Annotated in this window: 14 protein-coding genes and 1 pseudogene; 6 read left to right on the top strand and 9 right to left on the bottom strand. The window is 71.6% G+C overall.

What is annotated here, in order from left to right:
- Window positions 1–43: 43 nt before the first annotated feature.
- The 7 genes from PVE36_RS09420 to argG form a co-directional block, all read right to left on the bottom strand.
- Window positions 44–1,483: a carboxyl transferase domain-containing protein gene (locus PVE36_RS09420; protein WP_277451880.1), complete on the bottom strand. Its 1,440-nt coding sequence runs from the start codon at window positions 1,481–1,483 to the stop codon at window positions 44–46.
- Window positions 1,480–2,730: a beta-ketoacyl-ACP synthase II gene (fabF, locus tag PVE36_RS09415; protein ID WP_277451879.1), complete on the bottom strand. Its 1,251-nt coding sequence runs from the start codon at window positions 2,728–2,730 to the stop codon at window positions 1,480–1,482. The genes PVE36_RS09420 and fabF overlap by 4 nt, the downstream gene beginning before the upstream one ends.
- A 76-nt stretch (window positions 2,731–2,806) precedes the next feature.
- Window positions 2,807–3,058, bottom strand: a complete 252-nt coding sequence (locus PVE36_RS09410; RefSeq protein WP_277241474.1) for an acyl carrier protein — start codon at window positions 3,056–3,058, stop codon at window positions 2,807–2,809.
- Between the two features lie 72 nt (window positions 3,059–3,130).
- Window positions 3,131–4,129, bottom strand: coding sequence for a beta-ketoacyl-ACP synthase III (locus PVE36_RS09405; RefSeq protein ID WP_277451875.1), 999 nt, complete (start codon window positions 4,127–4,129; stop codon window positions 3,131–3,133).
- Window positions 4,126–5,307, bottom strand: a complete 1,182-nt coding sequence (locus tag PVE36_RS09400) for an acyltransferase domain-containing protein (protein WP_277451873.1) — start codon at window positions 5,305–5,307, stop codon at window positions 4,126–4,128. Before PVE36_RS09400 ends, PVE36_RS09405 begins: the two co-directional genes overlap by 4 nt.
- 55 nt (window positions 5,308–5,362) lie before the next feature.
- Window positions 5,363–6,541 (bottom strand): helix-turn-helix domain-containing protein, encoded by a 1,179-nt coding sequence (locus PVE36_RS09395; protein WP_277451870.1) that lies wholly within the window; start codon window positions 6,539–6,541, stop codon window positions 5,363–5,365.
- A gap of 36 nt (window positions 6,542–6,577) precedes the next feature.
- Window positions 6,578–8,005 (bottom strand): argininosuccinate synthase, encoded by a 1,428-nt coding sequence (gene argG, locus PVE36_RS09390; RefSeq protein WP_277451868.1) that lies wholly within the window; start codon window positions 8,003–8,005, stop codon window positions 6,578–6,580.
- A 115-nt stretch (window positions 8,006–8,120) separates the two neighbouring features.
- On the opposite strand from argG, the gene PVE36_RS09385 reads away from it, so the two are divergent.
- Together PVE36_RS09385 and PVE36_RS09380 are read left to right on the top strand one after the other, a co-directional pair.
- Window positions 8,121–9,131, top strand: a complete 1,011-nt coding sequence (locus tag PVE36_RS09385) for a glycerophosphodiester phosphodiesterase family protein (RefSeq protein WP_277451865.1) — start codon at window positions 8,121–8,123, stop codon at window positions 9,129–9,131.
- A gap of 79 nt (window positions 9,132–9,210) precedes the next feature.
- The gene (locus tag PVE36_RS09380; RefSeq protein WP_277451864.1) at window positions 9,211–9,921 is read left to right on the top strand and encodes a hypothetical protein; all 711 of its coding nucleotides are present in this window, start codon (window positions 9,211–9,213) and stop codon (window positions 9,919–9,921) included.
- A 78-nt stretch (window positions 9,922–9,999) separates the two neighbouring features.
- On the opposite strand, the gene aceE is transcribed toward PVE36_RS09380, so the two are convergent.
- Complete coding sequence (gene aceE, locus PVE36_RS09375; protein WP_277451863.1) at window positions 10,000–12,792, bottom strand: pyruvate dehydrogenase (acetyl-transferring), homodimeric type; 2,793 nt, start codon at window positions 12,790–12,792, stop codon at window positions 10,000–10,002.
- A gap of 117 nt (window positions 12,793–12,909) precedes the next feature.
- Window positions 12,910–13,604, bottom strand: a pseudogene (gene fdhD / locus PVE36_RS16230) (formate dehydrogenase accessory sulfurtransferase FdhD).
- 247 nt (window positions 13,605–13,851) lie between these two features.
- Between fdhD and PVE36_RS09360 the strand changes: the two are divergent.
- The 4 genes from PVE36_RS09360 to PVE36_RS09345 all read left to right on the top strand — a co-directional run bounded on the left by PVE36_RS09360 (window position 13,852) and on the right by PVE36_RS09345 (window position 16,898).
- Complete coding sequence (locus tag PVE36_RS09360; RefSeq protein WP_277451857.1) at window positions 13,852–14,376, top strand: PH domain-containing protein; 525 nt, start codon at window positions 13,852–13,854, stop codon at window positions 14,374–14,376.
- The gene (locus PVE36_RS09355; protein WP_277451856.1) at window positions 14,373–15,908 is read left to right on the top strand and encodes a PH domain-containing protein; all 1,536 of its coding nucleotides are present in this window, start codon (window positions 14,373–14,375) and stop codon (window positions 15,906–15,908) included. Before PVE36_RS09360 ends, PVE36_RS09355 begins: the two co-directional genes overlap by 4 nt.
- Before the next feature lie 68 nt (window positions 15,909–15,976).
- Window positions 15,977–16,378 carry a DUF3052 domain-containing protein gene (locus tag PVE36_RS09350; RefSeq protein WP_277455808.1) on the top strand — a complete coding sequence of 134 codons (402 nt, stop codon included), beginning with the start codon at window positions 15,977–15,979 and terminating at the stop codon, window positions 16,376–16,378.
- A gap of 22 nt (window positions 16,379–16,400) precedes the next feature.
- Entirely contained in the window at window positions 16,401–16,898 is a 498-nt protein-coding gene (locus tag PVE36_RS09345; protein ID WP_277451853.1) for a peroxiredoxin, read from the top strand.

The following is a 16,898-nucleotide window of genomic DNA, read 5'->3' as shown; positions in this document are numbered from 1 at the left end:
GACGGGGCCGTCTGGCCGGGTACTGCGAGGCTACCGCGGTCGATCACAACGGGATGTTGCCGTGATCCCCACGTCGTGCGGGCGCCTCGGCCAGGGCCGTGGCGACGGCCGTGCGCGTGCGGGTCGGCTCGATGATCTCGTCGACCACCCCGATCTCCACGGCGCGCGGCAGGCCGCCGGAGAGCCGGTCGTGCTCGTCCGCGAGCTCCTGCTCGACGGCGGCGCGCTCGGACTCGTCGACCTCCGCCAGTCGGCGTCGGTGGAGGATGCGGATGGCAGCCACGGAGCCCATGACCGCCACCTGCGCGTCCGGCCAGGCGAAGACCTTCGTGGCGCCCAACGAGCGGGCGTTCATCGCGATGTAGGCGCCGCCGTAGGTCTTGCGCGTCACGACCGTCACGCGCGGCACGACGGCCTCGGCGAAGGCGTGCAGCAGCTTGGCGCCGCGGCGCACGACGCCGTCCCACTCCTGGCCGACACCGGGCAGGTACCCGGGCACGTCGACGAGGACGACGAGCGGCACGCCGAAGGCATCGCACATCCGCACGAACCGCGCGGCCTTCTCCGCGGAGGAGGAGTCCAGGCAGCCACCGAGGCGCATGGGGTTGTTGGCGATGACGCCGACGGTGCGACCGCCGAGCCTGCCGAGGGAGGTGACGATGTTGGGCGCCCACCGGGCGTGCAGCTCCTGGACGGGCCCCGCGTCGAGCAGCATCTCGATGAGGGGGTGCACGTCGTAGGCGCGCTTGGTCGACTCCGGCAGCTGCTCGGCCAGATCAACATCGACGACGTCGCCGACGTTGAAGTCGCCCTGGTTGGAGAGCAGCTCGCACAGGCCCCCGGCGCGGGCATAGGCGTCGTCGATGGACTCGGCGAGCACGTGGACGACGCCGGAGCGCCGGCCGTGGGGCTCGGGACCGCCGAGGCGAAGGGCGTCGACGTCCTCCCCGGTGACGGACCGGACGACGTCCGGCCCGGTGACGAAGATCCGCCCCTCCGGCGCGAGGATGACGATGTCGGTCAGCGCCGGCCCGTACGCGGCGCCGCCGGCAGCGGCCCCGATCACGACCGAGATCTGGGGGATCTTCCCCGAGGCCCGCGTCATGATCGCGAAGACCTCACCGACGGCGTGCAGCGAGACGACGCCCTCCGGCAGTCGGGCGCCACCCGAGTGCCACAGACCGACGACGGGCACGTCGTCGGCCAGGGCCCGCTCGTAGGCGGCGACGACGACCTTGCAGCCGGCGACGCCCATGGCACCGCCCATGACGGTGGCGTCGGAGGAGAAGACGACGACGGCCTGGCCGTTGACGGTGCCGGTCGCGGCGAGCATCCCGGAGTCGTCGTCGGCGGTGATCAGCTCGAGCGAGCCGTCGTCGAGGAAGTCGGCGAGACGGTGGTTCGGGTTGCGGGGGTCCTCCTCGCGGGGGACCTTGACCCGCTTGCCGACGGTGGCCGAGGCGGCGTTGGGCTGGCGCGTCATCGGTGGCTCCCGAAGGCGAGGGCGACGTTGTGCCCGCCGAAGCCGAAGGAGTTGTCCAGGACGAGCAGGTCGCCGCTGGGGAGGTCGCGAGGTGTGTCGCGCACGATGTCCAGGTCGACGGCCGGGTCGAGGTTATCGATGTTGATCGTCGGCGGAGCCAGACGGTCCCGGACCGCCTGCGCGGCGAAGACCGCCTCGAGGGCGCCGGCGGCGCCGAGCAGGTGACCGGTCATCGACTTGGTGCCGCTGATGGCCATGTGGTCCGCGTCCGCGCCGAAGGCCCGCCGGATGGCAGCGACCTCGGCGACGTCACCGACGGGGGTCGAGGTGGCGTGCGCGTTGATGTGGCAGACGTCCGCGGGCGTGGCGTCCGCGTCCGTGACGGCCTCGGCCATCGCGCGCGAGGCGCCGGCGCCCTCGGGCTCGGGGGCGGCGATGTGGTACGAGTCGGCGCTGACGCCGGCTCCGGCGAGGGTGCAGATGATGTTCGCGCCGCGGGCCTTCGCGTGCTCCTCGGACTCCAGCACGAGGATCGCACCGCCCTCACCGAGGAGGAAGCCGTCTCGGTCGACGTCGTAGGGCCGCGAGGCGGTCTGCGGGGAGTCGTTGCGCGTGGACAGGGCCTGCATCTGGGTGAACCCGGCGATCGGCAGCGGGTGGATGGAGGCCTCGGAACCGCCGGCGATGACGACGTCCGCCAGGCCCTCACGGATGAGGTGCAGTCCGTAGGCGATCGATTCCGCACCGGAGGAGCAGGCGGAGACGAGGGTGTGCGCCCCGGCGCGGGCGCCGAACTCCAGCGACACGGTCCCGGCGGCGCTGTTGGGCATGAGCATGGGGATCGACAGCGGGTAGACCCGGCGGGCCCCCTTGGTGCGCAGGGACTCCCACGCGGTCAGCAGCGTCTGGACGCCGCCGATGCCGGTGCCGACGGCGCTGGCGAGGCGCTCGGGGGCCACCTCGGGGGAGCCGGCGTCGGCCCAGGCCTCCCGGGCGGCGACCAGCGCGTACTGGGCGAAGGGGTCGAGGCGCTTGGTCTCGACCTTCTTCAGCACCTCGGACACGGGTGTGGCGAGCTGCGCGGCGAAGGACACCGGGAGCTCGTAGTCCTCGACCCACGCGGCATCGAGGGGGCCGGCGCCGGAGCGCCCGGCGAGCGCGGCCTGCCAGGTCTCCTCGGCGGTACCGCCGAGCGGGGTCGTCGCACCGAGGCCGGTGACGACGACGGTGGGCCGGGGAGAGGTCATGTGGGCTCCTGTAGCAGCGGGATGGGGAGAGGGGTGGTTCCCCCTTCGCTCGTGGCGAAGGGGGAGGTCACCGGTCTCAGGCGGCCTGGTTGGCCTTGATGTAGTTGACGGCGTCGCCGACGGTCTTGAGGTTCTTGACCTCCTCGTCGGGGATCTTGGCCCCGAACTTCTCCTCGGCGGTGACGGCGATGGTCATCATCGACAGCGAGTCGACGTCGAGGTCATCGGTGAAGGTCTTGTCAGCGGTGACCTCGGACGTGTCGACGCCCGTCTCCTCCGAGACGATCTCGGCGAGGCCGGCGAGGATGTCCTGCTCGGTGTGAGCCATGTCGGTACTCCTTGTGTGTGGGTGTTGCGGGGATCGTGGGTGGTCCGAGGTCCCGTCGGACCGACGGGTGAACTAGGGGAGGGTGACGACCTGCGCGGCCCAGACGAGGCCTGCGCCGAAACCGATGAGCAGGGCCAGGCCGCCGGACGCGACCTCGCCGTCACGCAGCATCCGGTCCATGGCCAGGGGCACGGACGCGCCCGAGGTGTTGGCGGTGGTGCGGATGTCGCGGGCGACGGGCAGGTCCTTCGGCAGGCCGAGCTCCTTGGCCATCTGGTCGATGATGCGCACATTGGCCTGGTGGGGGATGAAGGCGGCGAGGTCCTCGGCGCGCACGCCGGCGGCGTCGAGGGCGCGCTGGGCCTCCTTGGCCATCGACCACACGGCCCAGCGGAAGACGCTCGGACCCTCCATGATGATCGCCGGCCAGGGCAGGTCGCGGTCCGCCGCCAGCTCCATCCACGAGCTGCGCGAGGTGATCAGGGACTTCTTGTCACCGTCGCTGCCCCACACGGTCGGGCCGATGCCGGGGGTCTCGCTGGGGGAGACGATCGCCGCACCGGCGCCGTCGCCGAAGATGAAGGCGGACCCGCGGTCCTCCGGGTCGGTGAAGTCGAGCATCTTCTCCACGCCGACGACGAGCACGTGCTCGGCAGAGCCGACACGGACCATGTCGTTGGCGACGGAGAGCGCGTGGCAGAAGCCCGCGCACGCGGCCGAGAGGTCGAAGGCCGCGGCCCGCGAGCCGAACCGGGCGGCGAGCTCCGGCGCGGCAGCCGGGGTCTGGTACGGGTGGGTCACGGTCGCGACGATGACCACGTCGATCTGGTCGGCGTCGATGCCGGCGTACTCCAGGGCGGCCCGGGAGGCGTGCTCGGACATGTCGACGACGCTCTCGTCCGGTGCCGCACGGTGGCGCGACTCGATGCCGGACCGCTCACGGATCCACTCGTCGGAGGAGTCGATCGCCTCGACGATCTCGCTGTTGGGCACGACCCGCTCGGGGCGGTGGCTACCGGTGCCGGTGATCCGCGCGTGGCGCAGCTCGGTCGGGACGGTGATGGCGCTCATGCGACCGATCCCTCGGGGTGCAGTCGCACGAGCGGCTGACCGGGGGAGACGGGGTCGCCGTCCTCGACGAGCCACTCCACGACCGTGCCGGCGTGGTCGGCGAGCACCTCGCGGGTGTCGCGGAGGGAGGAGATGCGGGCGACGACGTCGCCGGCCGGCACGGTGGCCCCCGGCTCGCTCGCGGTGATCTGGACGGTGCCCTTGACCGGTGCGGTGACCAGGCGCCACGTGGGCTGCGATGCCTCGCGCTCCGTGCCGTGCTCCAGCACCATGCGGTGGGCGGCCTCGAGGTCCTCGGGGGTCTTCAGGGCGAGGAGCTCGACGCCCTTGAGGCCGCGCTTGGCCAACCCGGTCAGGGCGCCGGCCGGGGGGATCTCGATGATGCCGGTCACGCCGAGGTCGCGGAGCGTCTCCATGCACAGGTCCCAGCGCACCGGGTTGCTCACCTGGCGCACGATGCGGCGCAGGACCTCCTGGCCCGAGTGGAGCACCTCTCCGTCGACGTTGGAGACGAGCGGGACGCGGGCGTCGTGGGTGGAGACGGCGCGGGCGAGCCGGGCCATCTCGTCGACGGCGGGGGACATGTGCTCGGTGTGGAAGGCTCCGGCGACCTTGAGGGGCATGACCCGGGCCTTGGCCGGTGGGTTGTCCGAGAGCGCCGCCAGCTGCTCGAGGGTGCCCGCCGCAACGACCTGGCCGGCGCCGTTGACGTTGGCCGGGGTGAGGCCGTGGGACTCGAGGGTGCGGGTGACCTCGGCCGGGTCGCCGCCGAGGACGGCGCTCATGCCGGTCGGGGTGGTCGTCGCCGCCGCGGCCATGGAGCGGCCGCGCTCACGCACCAGGACCATGGCCTGCTCGGCGCTGATGACACCCGCCGCCGCGGCCGCGGTGATCTCGCCGACGCTGTGGCCGGCACCGGCACCGACGACGCGGAAGCCGTCGGCCGGGTGCTCGAAGAGCGAGAGCAGCGCGAGGAGGCCGGAGGCGACGATCAGCGGCTGGGCGACCGCCGTGTCCTTGATGGTCTCCTCGTCGGACGTCGTGCCGTGCGCCTCGAGGTCCATGCCGGCGACGGCAGAGAGCCAGTGGAGGCGGTCGGAGACTCCGGGGAGTTCGAGCCACGGGGCGAGGAAGCCGGGCGTCTGTGAGCCCTGGCCGGGACAGGTGATGGCGAGCACGTCTCAAGACTCTCGGGCGAAGGGGGTGCCGTGCGAGGTCGACCCCGCCAGAGATTCACCGGAAGACTTTGGAGGAATCCTCCAAGATCGCGCCGAGGCTCAGAGCGACCCGCACGGTGAAGGCCTCGTGCGGGCTCGTCAGGTCGTACCCGATGACGTCGGTGATCCGGCCGAGGCGGTAGCGCACCGTGTTGACGTGCACGTACAGGGCGCGGGCGGTCGCCTCCAGCCCGGGGGAGTCGAGATGGGCCCGGGCGGTCTCGAGCAGGCTCGGGTGCGCGGCCAGCGGGGTGGCGACGGTCTCGACGAGCGTTGAGCGGGCGAGGGAGTCGCCGGCGACCGCACGCTCTGCCACCAGGTCGTCGGCCGCAACCGGTCGTGGTCGTCCCGGCCAGCCGCGCGCGACGACGTGGGCGGCCACCGCGGCGTGGGCGGAGACCGCGCCCTCGGCGAGGTCCGCCACGAGCGGCCCGTGGACGAGGTCGCCGTCGGCGAAGCACTCGGCGAGGGCGCACGCCTGCGTCCTCGGGTCGCTCACCGCGCCGACGACGACCACGAGCCGGGAGCCCTGGACTCCGGCGAGGACCGGGACATCGAGGCGCTGGGCGACGCGGTGCACGGCACTCACCGCCCCCGCGGGATCATCGCCCTGCGGAGAGTGTGGCGAATTGCCCACCAGCACAACGATGTTGGTGACGGCGTCCCATCCGAGTGCGGCCGCGCGCGTGCGGATCGACTCGTCGACCTCACCGCGCATCACCGCGTCGATGATCAGCGACTCCAGCCGGGCGTCCCAGGCGCCGCGCTGCTCGGCGGCCTGTGCGTAGACCATCGCCGCACCGAAGGCGATCTCGCTGGAGTAGCGCAGCACCGCCACCCGCAGGTCCGTGACGTCCCCGGGCCGGGCGAGGTCCTCCACCCGCTCCTCGACCGCCTCGACGACGGTCCGGGCGAGCTCGAGCGTCTGGGCGAGACTGATGGTGCGGGTCAGCTCCGCCGGCGCCGCGCCGAAGATGGTCCGGGTGTCGGCGTGCTTGGTGCCGTTGAGCCAGTCGATGAAGTTGGCGATGCCGGCCTGTGCGACCAGGCCCACCCACGAGCGCTCCTTCGCGCTGAGCGTGGCGTACCACTCGTGCTGGTCCTCGAGTCGCCGCGTCGCCGCTGTCGCGAGCTCACCGCCCTTGCGCCGCACCGTGCGGCGGGTGGTCAGGGAGACGAGACCACGACGTGACATGGAGGAAGTCTATGTGTGAACAGCACAAGACCGTGATCAGTCGGTGCCGAACTCCATGGCTGCGCGGTCGAGCGCGTCGTCCTCGTCGTCGACGCCCGCGGCCGCGGGGTTGGCGGCGATCTGGTCGCCGCCGCCGGCCTCGAGGTCGCCCATGATCTCGAGGTATCCACCGCTGAGCTGGTCCTGGGCGGCGTAGACCTCGAGCTTGCTGCGGCTGTCGGCGATGTCGAGGTTGCGCATCGTCAGCTGCCCGATGCGGTCGACGGGACCGAATGCGGCACTCTCGGTGCGCTCCATCGACAACTTGTCCGGGTGGTAGCTGAAGTGCTCGCCGGTCGTGTCGACGATGGTCCAGTCCTCGCCGCGACGCAGCCGGATGGTCACCTCACCGGTGACGACCGAGGCCACCCAGCGCTGCAGGGACTCGCGCAGCATCAGTGCCTGCGGGTCGAACCACCGGCCCTCGTAGAGCAGGCGCCCCAGGCGCCGGCCCTCGGCGTGGTAGCTCGCGATCGTGTCCTCGTTGTGGATCGCGTTGACCAGGCGCTCGTAGGTGATGTGCAGCAGCGCCATCGCCGGGCCCTCGTAGATGCCGCGGGACTTGGCCTCGATGATCCGGTTCTCGATCTGGTCGGACATGCCCAGGCCGTGGCGGCCGCCGATGTCGTTGGCCGCGCGCACCATCGCCACGGCGTCCCCGCCGAAGTCGTCGCCGTTGATGGCGACCGGACGGCCGCGCTCGAACCGGACGGTGACGTCCTCGGGCTCGATGGCCACGGACTGGTCCCAGAAGGGGACACCCATGATCGGGGTGACGATCTCCATCGAGGCGTCGAGGTGCTCGAGGGTCTTGGCCTCGTGGGTCGCTCCCCAGATGTTGGCGTCGGTGGAGTAGGCCTTCTCGGCGCTGTCGCGGTAGGGCAGCCCCCGCTCGGTGAGCCACTCGGACATCTCCTGGCGTCCGCCGAGCTCGGTGACGAAGTCGGCGTCGAGCCACGGCTTGTAGATCCGCAGTCCCGGGTTGGCCATGAGGCCGTAGCGGTAGAAGCGCTCGATGTCGTTGCCCTTGAAGGTCGACCCGTCACCCCAGATGGAGACGTCGTCCTCCTTCATGGCGCGCACGAGGAGGGTGCCGGTCACGGCGCGGCCCAGGGGAGTGGTGTTGAAGTAGGTGCGACCACCACTGCGGATGTGGAAGGCGCCGCAGGCGATGGCGGACAACCCCTCCTCGACCAGGGGACCCTTGCAGTCGACGAGCCGGGACAGCTCGGAACCGTACTGGCCTGCTCGGCCCGGGATCGACTCGATGTCCTCCTCGTCGTACTGACCGAGGTCAGCGGTGTACGTGCACGGCACCGCCCCCTTCTCGCGCATCCACGCGACGGCCACCGAGGTGTCGAGACCGCCGGAGAAGGCGATGCCGACACGTTCACCAACAGGGAGGGATGTGAGTACCTTGGACACGCGCCCCACCCTAGGACCTCGGTGGCGCAACCGACGACCTGCCGTCATCCACCGGTCATCCAGTGGACACGGCAAGGTCCCACCTCGGTCGTCCACAGTGCCTACGCTCGGGATGGTGAGCACGGACATCCTCGTCCTCGCCCATCGCGGCGCCTCCGGCTACCGGCCGGAGCACACGCTCGCGGCCTACGAGCTGGCCGTGGGGATGGGTGCCGACTACATCGAGCCCGACCTGGTCATGACGCGGGACGGCGTGCTCGTCGACCGGCACGAGCCGGAGATCGCCCAGACCACCGACGTCGCCGAGCACCCGCGATTCGCCGATCGGATGACCGCGAAGGAGATCGACGGGGTCGTCGTCACCGGGTGGTTTGCCGAGGACTTCACCGTCGAGGAGCTGCAGGGCCTGCGCGCCACGGAGCGCCTCGCGCAGCTGCGGCCGGAGTCGGTCACCCACGAAGGATCCCTGAGGGTGCTGACGTTCGACGAGGTGCTGCAGCAACGGGCGGACCTGACCCGCACCAGCGGCCGCACCATCGGGATCGTGCCCGAGATCAAGCACTCCACCTACCTGCGCGGGCACGGTTTCGACCCCGAGCTCGAGGTCCTCCGGCTGCTCGAGGAGCACGACCTCAACTCCGCGACGGCTCCGGTGTGGCTCCAGTCCTTCGAGCCGACCGCCCTGCGGGCCCTGCGCGCGCACGGTTACCGAGGTCGCTCCATGCTCCTGACCGAGGCGCAGGGAGCCCCCTTCGACCTGCGCGAGCAGGGCACCACCTGCGTGGAGCTGACGACGCCTCCGGCCATGGAGCGGCTCGCTCCGTGGGTGGACGCGTTGGCACCGGCGAAGGAGCAGGTCATCCCGTGGACCCCCGAGGGCGCTCTGGGGGAGCCCACCCGCCTGGTCGACGATGCCCACGAGGCCGGTCTCGAGGTCTTCCCGTGGACCTTCCGCGCGGAGAACGCCTTCCTGCCCGCCGACCACCGCATCGGCGCAGGGCCCGCCGCCCACGGACGCATGGTCGACGAGGTCGTCGCCCATCTGGAGGCGGGCGTCGACGGGGTCTTCTGCGACCACCCCGACGTGGGTGTGGAGGCGCGGACGCAGTTCGTCACCGCTCGCTGAGGCCGCGCCGCGAGTCGCGGCCACCCCTCCTCGAACAATTATGGTTAGGCTTACCTAATCTCATTGACGAGGAGGGCACATGAGCACATGGGCACGACGGGCCAGGACGATCGTGGCGAGCGCCGGATCGGTTGAGGTCGGCGTTGCCGGGCAGGGTCGCCCGCTCGCCAGGCACGCCGTCACCCCCTCCGGGGCGCTGCTCTTCTCCCTCCGGGAGGCCGCACCGGCGTGTGCCCACCTCGTGGCCGCCGGGACGACCGGTCCGGACATCCTCGCCACGGCGGCCGACGTCTCCGCCGTGAGCCATCCGGGCAGGGTGCGTGGGCTGGTCCGTCTCGGTGGCCGCGCCGAGGTGCTGCAGCACCCGGTCGACGAGCAGCTGCGGTCGCACCTGGGGATCACCGAGGACGGTCTGGTCGCCCGGCTGGCTCCCACGTCGATCACCCTCGACTGGCGCGTGGAGGTCGAGGGTCTGCGCGACGTGGTGCACGTCGAGGCCAAGGACTACGCCGCTGCCGACGTGGACGCGCTCGCGGGGTGGCAGGACGAGTGGATGGCCCACCTCGACAGCCACCATCGTCAGGACCTGCGCCGGCTCGTCGCCGGTGTCGTCCCGCTCCACGAGTCCGGCGTCGTGCGGCCGCTCCTGGCCGACGAGACCGGGCTCGTCGCGCGCGAGAGCACGCCCGACGCGGGGGACCGCGACATCAGGGTCCCCTTCCCGCACGTGGTCCGGTGCGGCTGCCAGGCGGTGCAGGCGCTGACGGGGATGCTCGCGGTCATGCGCTGAGCCCCGCACTCGTGCGAAGGGGGCGCCCGCGCCGTGATCGGCGGAGGGCACCCCCTTCGATGTGGTTGCTGCGCGACCTCAGGCGTCGCCCCCGGCGTTGCCGGAGGTGCCGGCGGTGACGTCGAGCAGGCGGTACTTCTCGGCGGCCTTGCCCGGCACGTCCTCGGCCACCCAACCGCGGTCGGCGAGCATCTGCAGCGCCCGGACCGCCATCGACGGACCGTCGACGTGGAAGTACCGGCGAGCGGCGGCGCGCGTGTCCGAGAAACCGAAACCGTCGGTGCCCAGGGCGGAGAACTCCTCCGGGACCCACGGCCGGATCTGGTCCTGGACCTGCTTCATGTAGTCCGAGACCGCGACGATCGGGCCGACGGAGTTCTCCAGCGCACGGGTGACGTACGGCGTGCGACGCTCGTTCTCCGGGTGGAGGTAGCGCTCCTCGTCGCACCGCATCGCCTCGCGGCGCAGCTCCGTCCAGCTGGTCACCGACCACACGTCGGCGACCACGCCCCAGTCCTCGCGCAGCAGCTCCTGCGCGTCCAGGGCCCACGGCATGCCGACACCGCTGGCGAGCAGCTGGCAGCGCGGTGGGGTGTCCCCGAGTCCGGAGTCGTCCCCGGCCGCGTAGCGGTACATGCCCCGGAGCAGCCCGTCGACGTCCAGGCCCTCGGGCTCGGGCGGCTGCACGATCGGCTCGTTGTAGAGGGTGAGGTAGTAGACGACGTTGCGCGCCATGTCGGTCTGGGGCGCGTCGCCGCCGTACATCCGCTCCAGGCCCTGGCGCATGATGTGCGCGATCTCGAAGCCGTAGGCCGGGTCCCAGGACACGACGGCCGGGTTCGTCGCGGCCAGCAGCGGGGAGTGCCCGTCGGCGTGCTGCAGCCCCTCACCGGTCAGCGTCGTGCGGCCGGCCGTGGCGCCGAGCATGAAGCCGCGCGACATCTGGTCGGTCGCGGCCCAGATGAAGTCACCGGTGCGCTGGAAGCCGAACATCGAGTAGAAGATGTAGACCGGCACCATCGGCTCGCCGTGCGTGGCGTAGCTCGTCGCCGCAGCGGTGAACGCCGCCACCGAGCCGGCCTCGTTGATGCCGGTGTGGAGCAGCTGCCCCGTCTCGGACTCGCGGTAGGCGAGCATGAGGTCGGCGTCGACCGAGGTGTAGTTCTGCCCGTGCGGGTTGTAGATCTTCTTCGTCGGGAAGAAGGAGTCCATGCCGAAGGTGCGGGCCTCGTCCGGGATGATCGGCACGATCCGCTCGCCGAACCCCTTCTCCCGCATGAGGTCCTTGAGCAGGCGCACCCAGGCCATCGTCGTCGCGATCTCCTGCTTGCCCGACCCCTTGGCCAGCTGCCCGTACTTCTCCTTCGCGGGCAGCGTCGGGGGCTCGTAGTCGACCCGGCGCTCCGGCAGGCCCCCGCCGAGCTTCTCGCGGCGCTCCTTCATGTACTGGATGCCCTCGTCGTCCTCGCCCGGGTGGTAGTAGGGCGGCAGGTACGGGTCCTTCTCCAGCTCCTCGTCGGAGATCGGGATCTGCAGGCCGTCGCGCAGGCCCTTGAGGTCCTCGATCGTCAGCTTCTTCATCTGGTGGGTGGCGTTGCGACCGGCGAAGCTCGAGCCCAGGCCGTAGCCCTTGATCGTCTTCGCGAGGATGACCGTCGGCTGGCCGGAGTGCTCCATCGCGGCGCGGTAGGCGGCGTAGACCTTGTTGTAGTCGTGGCCGCCGCGCTTGAGCTTCCACCACACGTCCGCGTCGGACCAGTCCTCGATCAGCTTGCGCGTGCGCGGGTCGCGGTCGAAGAAGTGCTCGCGCACGTACGCGCCGTCGTTGGCCCGGAAGGTCTGGTAGTCGCCGTCGGGCGTCTGGTTCATCAGGTTGACCAGGGCGCCGTCGTGGTCGGCGGCCAGCAGCGGGTCCCAGCCGCGGCCCCAGATCACCTTGATGACGTTCCAGCCCGCGCCGCGGAACTGCGCCTCGAGCTCCTGGATGATCTTCCCGTTGCCGCGCACCGGGCCGTCGAGCCGCTGCAGGTTGCAGTTGACGACGAAGGTGAGGTTGTCCAGCTCCTCGAAGGCCGCCGTCTGCAGCAGGCCGCGGCTCTCCGGCTCGTCCATCTCGCCGTCACCGAGGAAGGCCCACACGTGCTGCTCGGAGGTGTCCTTGATCCCGCGGTTGTGCAGGTACTTGTTGAACTGCGCCTGGTAGATCGCGTTCATCGGGCCGATGCCCATGGAGACCGTGGGGAACTCCCAGAAGTCCGGCATCAGGCGCGGGTGCGGGTAGGAGGGCATGCCGGTCTCGGAGTCGCCCGCCAGCGTCGCGGCCTCCTGCCGGAAGCCGTCCATCTGCTCCTCGCTGAGACGGCCCTCGAGGAAGGCGCGCGCGTACATCCCGGGGGAGGCGTGCCCCTGGAAGAAGATCTGGTCGCCGCCGCCGGGGTGGTCCTTGCCCCGCCAGAAGTGGTTGAAGCCCACCTCGTACATCGTCGCCGCGGAGGCGTAGGAGGAGATGTGGCCGCCGACGCCCACTCCCGGGCGCTGGGCACGGTGGACCTGGATCGCGGCGTTCCAGCGGATCCAGGCGCGGTAGCGGCGCTCGACCTCCTGGTCGCCGGGGTACCACGGCTCGTTGGTCGGGGAGATGGTGTTGACGTAGTCGGTCGTGGTCAACGACGGGACGCCGACGCTCTTCATCCGGGCCCGCTCGAGCAGCCGCAGCATCACGTACCGGGCGCGCTCACGCCCCGCCTCGTCGATGACGGCATCGATCGACTCCAGCCACTCCGCCGTCTCGTCGGGGTCGATGTCCGGCAGGTGGGTGGGGATGCCGTTGAGGATGGGGCCGTCGCTGAGGTGATCGGCAGATCCGGGCACGTCGTCGTCCTTTCCGAAGAACACTCCCGGGGGGTGTCGGGAGACACAGTCATCTTCCCTCCCCCGTGTCGCGCGTCACAAGCCGGGGTCGGGGAACGGACGGGAGCGACGTCCCGGTCAGCCGGTGACGCGCTCGGGATGGGCGTACGCGGTGGCCCTCGGCTCCCGGACGAACCCGAGCAGGGTCAACCCGCTGCGCTCGGCGACCTCCACGGCCAGGGTGGTCGCGGCCGAGACGCAGGCGAGCACCGGGGCGCCGGCCACGGCCGCCTTCTGCGCGATCTCGAAGCCGGCCCGGGAGGAGACCAGCAGGACGTGCCCGCGAAGGGGGAGACCCCCTTCGCGCGCGGCCCACCCGATGACCTTGTCGACGGCGTTGTGCCGACCGATGTCCTCCCGGACCACCAGGAGGCGGCCGTCCGGGTCGAGCAGAGCGGCGGCGTGGACGCCACCGGTGGCCTCGAAGACCTTCTGGCGCTCGCGCATGGCCGCCATCCCGGCGTGGATGTGCTCCAGCGAGTGGCGGGCCGGGTCGTCGGAGGGGAGTGGGGGAGGGCCTCGAGCAGGTCGTCGACGGAGGTCGACCCGCACACCCCGCACGCGCTGGTCGCGACCTCCGTGCGGGCCGTCACGGGGCGCCGCAGCGAGACCCCTGCCGCGAGGGTGACCTCGACGACGTTGAAGGTCGGCGAGCCGTCCGGACCGGTGTCGGTGCAGTGCATCATCGCGGCGACGTCCTCGGCGTCGCCGATGAGCCCCTCGGTGACCAGGTGCCCCAGCGCGAGGTCGAAGTCGTCACCCGGCAGGCGCATCGTCGTCGTCACGGTGGTCGACGGCGGCCGCAGCTCGCTCGGTGCACCGCCCGCGGCCAGACCCGCGGCCGGGAGGGATGCCACCCGGATCTCCAGGGGCTCCTCGACGGCGAGCGACTCGATCCTGCTGACCGCGCGGTCGCCCATGCGCTGTGCGCGCAGCCGCTGCGTCATCCGTCCCATGGACCCGCCTTCGCTCGCCTGACCATGTGGCCAGCCTACGGACGGGGTCTGGTGTGATGGTGCCGTGGACGACGACGAGACCCAACCCCCTTCGCCGGCCCCGTCGGTGCTCCCGCTGACGGGGGACCACGGCGCGCAGTGGCGTCCGGTCTCACCACTGCTGGCCGAGGTGCGACAGGTGAGCACGACTGCGACCCTCCTGCCACCCGCCGTCGCCGCGGCCCTGGCGGCGGCGTTCATCACCCCGTGGCTGGTCCTCGTGACCGTGCTGCTGACGGGCCTGTGGCTGTGGCTGATGTGGCTCATCCCGCGCCAGGTCGCGGCGATCAGCTGGGTGGAGCTGCCCGAGGAGCTGGCCATCCGCAAGGGCCGCATGTGGCGCTCGCTGGTCACGATCCCCTACGGCCGCATCCAGTACGTCGACATCTCCTCCGGCCCCTACAAGCGGGCCAAGGGACTGGCCGACATCACGGTCAACACCGCGTCCCCGGCCAGCAGCGGGGACATCCCCGGCCTGCCCGTCGACGTGGCCGAGGAGCTGCGCGTGCGGCTCGCGGCCCACGGCGAGGCGCAGCGAGCGGGCCTGTGACGCTCGACGAGCCCTCCGGGGGCGAAGGGGGTGGGGACGGCTTCTCGCGCGTCCACCCCCTCTCGCCCTTCATCCGCGGTGGCCTCGTGGTCATCGCCGTCTTCGGCTACGTCCTGTCCCAGCAGATCGACCGGGTCGTCGGTGCCGCCGGGCCACCGGCACCCGGCGAGGGGGAGACCTCCCTCCTCGTCCCGGCCGTGCTCGTGCTCCTGACCGTCGTCGGGGCGGTGCTCCTCGGCCTGCTGTCGTGGTGGTTCACCCGTTACCGGCTCGGGGACACCGGGCTGGAGATGCACTCGGGCGCGATCATGCGCCAGCACCGCCAGGTGCGCTACGACCGCATCCAGGCCGTCGACCTCGTCCGTCCGCTCCTCGCGCGGATGACCGGACTGTCCGAAGTGCGCGTCGAGTCCGCCGGCGGCGGCGACTCCCACGTGTCCATCGCCTACCTCAGGCACACCGACGCCGAGGCGGTCCGCGCCCGGCTGCTCGGCCTGGCGGCGGAGGCGCAGCAGCCGACACCATCACCAGGCCCAGAGGGAGGGATGGGTTCGCCCGACTCAAGGGCCGAGCTTGCGAGGCCCAAGGGCGGACCCGTGCCTCCCGCCGGGCCGGAGGGGCCGTGGCCGGGGCGTGGTGCCGCAGAGCCGGCTGTGCCCCTGCTGCGGGTACCCGTCGAGCGGCTGATCGCCTCGGTGCTGCTCTCCTGGGACACGATCTTCTTCCTCGCGCTGCTCTGCCTCGCGCTCGTGCTGACCTTCGTCGACCTCGGCGTGGTCATCGGTGGCTTCCTGCCCGTCGTCCTCATCACCGGCATGCGCAGCATCATCAGGCTCACCCGGTGGTACGGGCTGACGGTTGCCCTGCGGGGGCAGACGCTCACGAGCCAGCGCGGACTGACCGACACCCGCCACTCCTCCGTGCCGCTGCAGCGCGTGCAGGCACTCGAGGTCCAGCAGCCCGTCCTGTGGCGCCGCGCCGGGTGGTGGACGCTCAAGGTCAACGTCGCCGGGGCTCGCATCGCCTCCGCCGACGGGGACTCCGGCGAGAGCGTCCTCGTGCCCGTCGCCACGACCGACGAGGTGCTGCGCCTGCTCGAGGCGGTCACCGCCGACCCGGTGACCACGGCCGAGGTCGCCTCGCTCGTCGCCGACACGCCCGAGGGCTTCGTCGGGGTGCCGTCCGCGGCCAGGTGGTTCCACCCCTTCGCCCGCCGGCGGATCGGCTACCTGCCCGGGCGACGGGCCGTGCTCACCCGCTCGGGGTGGCTCGACCGGGTCCTGCAGGTCGTGCCCTGGGGGCGGATCCAGTCCATGACCCTCCAGCAGGGGCCGCTGGACCGCCGGCTCGACCTCGCGAGCGTCCAGTTCCTCAGCACCGTGGGGCCGGTCCGCCCGCGTGTGGAGCACCTCTCGACCGACGACGCGCAACGTCTCGCGCACCTCGCGGCGGCCCGCGCGAGCCACGCCAGACGACGTTCGAGCGGGCCCGTTGGTTGCGATCCGACGCCGGACACTGTGGACTGGCCCTGATGACTGATCACCGAAGCGAAGGAAGGACCACCACCTTGACGGGGGACGCGACGGCCCGGGAGGACGAGATGACCCGCGGTGCCGTGGACAAGCTGGGCTTCGCCCACGACCAGATCGTCCAGGAGTACAACTGGGACGATGACGTCGACGAGGCGCTGCGTGCCGCGATCGAGGACGTCGTTGGCGCCGAGCTCGAGGACGAGGACTACACCGGCGTTGTCGACGCGGTGATCATGTGGTGGCGCGACGACGACGGTGACCTCACCGACGCCCTCGTCGACACCCTCGGCACGCTCGCCGAGGGCTCGTCGATCGTGCTGCTCACCCCGCGCCCGGGCCGTGACGGCGAGGTCGACCCGAGCGAGGTCGACGAGGCGGCGACGACGGCCGGGCTGCACACCTCCGGCTCGGTGATGTGCTCCGACCACTGGGTCGCGACCCGGCTGGCTGCCCGCAAGGGTGTCGCCTGATCGCGACTGGCACACTGCCGACATGAGTCAGCAGCCCCTCTCGGTCGGGGACATCGCCCCCGACTTCACCCTGCGCGACCAGAACGGCGCGGACGTCACCCTGGCCGAGCTGACGCGCGACCGGGCGGTCCTGCTGGTGTTCTACCCCTTCGCCTTCTCCGGCGTCTGCACGAGCGAGCTGCGCGAGATCCGCGACGACCTCGGGCGCTTCGAGTCGCCGGACGTGACCACGGTGGCCATCTCCTGCGACCCGATGTTCAGCCTGCGGGCGTGGGCGGATCGCGAGGGGTACTTCTTCCCCCTGCTCTCCGACTTCTGGCCGCACGGCGCCGTTGCCACCGCCTACGGCGTCTTCGACGCGGGCGCCGGCATGGCCCGGCGAGGGACCTTCCTCGTCGGCCGCGACGGACGGGTCGCCTGGCGACTGGTCAACCCTGCGGGGGAGCGTCGTGAGTTCAGTGGCTACGAGCGGGCCATGGCGGCGTTGCAGGATGCCGCTGCCGCGGGTGGCACCCGGTAG

The sequence above is a fragment of the Janibacter sp. DB-40 genome, from assembly GCF_029510815.1.
Lineage (GTDB): Bacteria > Actinomycetota > Actinomycetes > Actinomycetales > Dermatophilaceae > Janibacter.
This window is presented reverse-complemented; position numbering and strand designations above follow the sequence as displayed.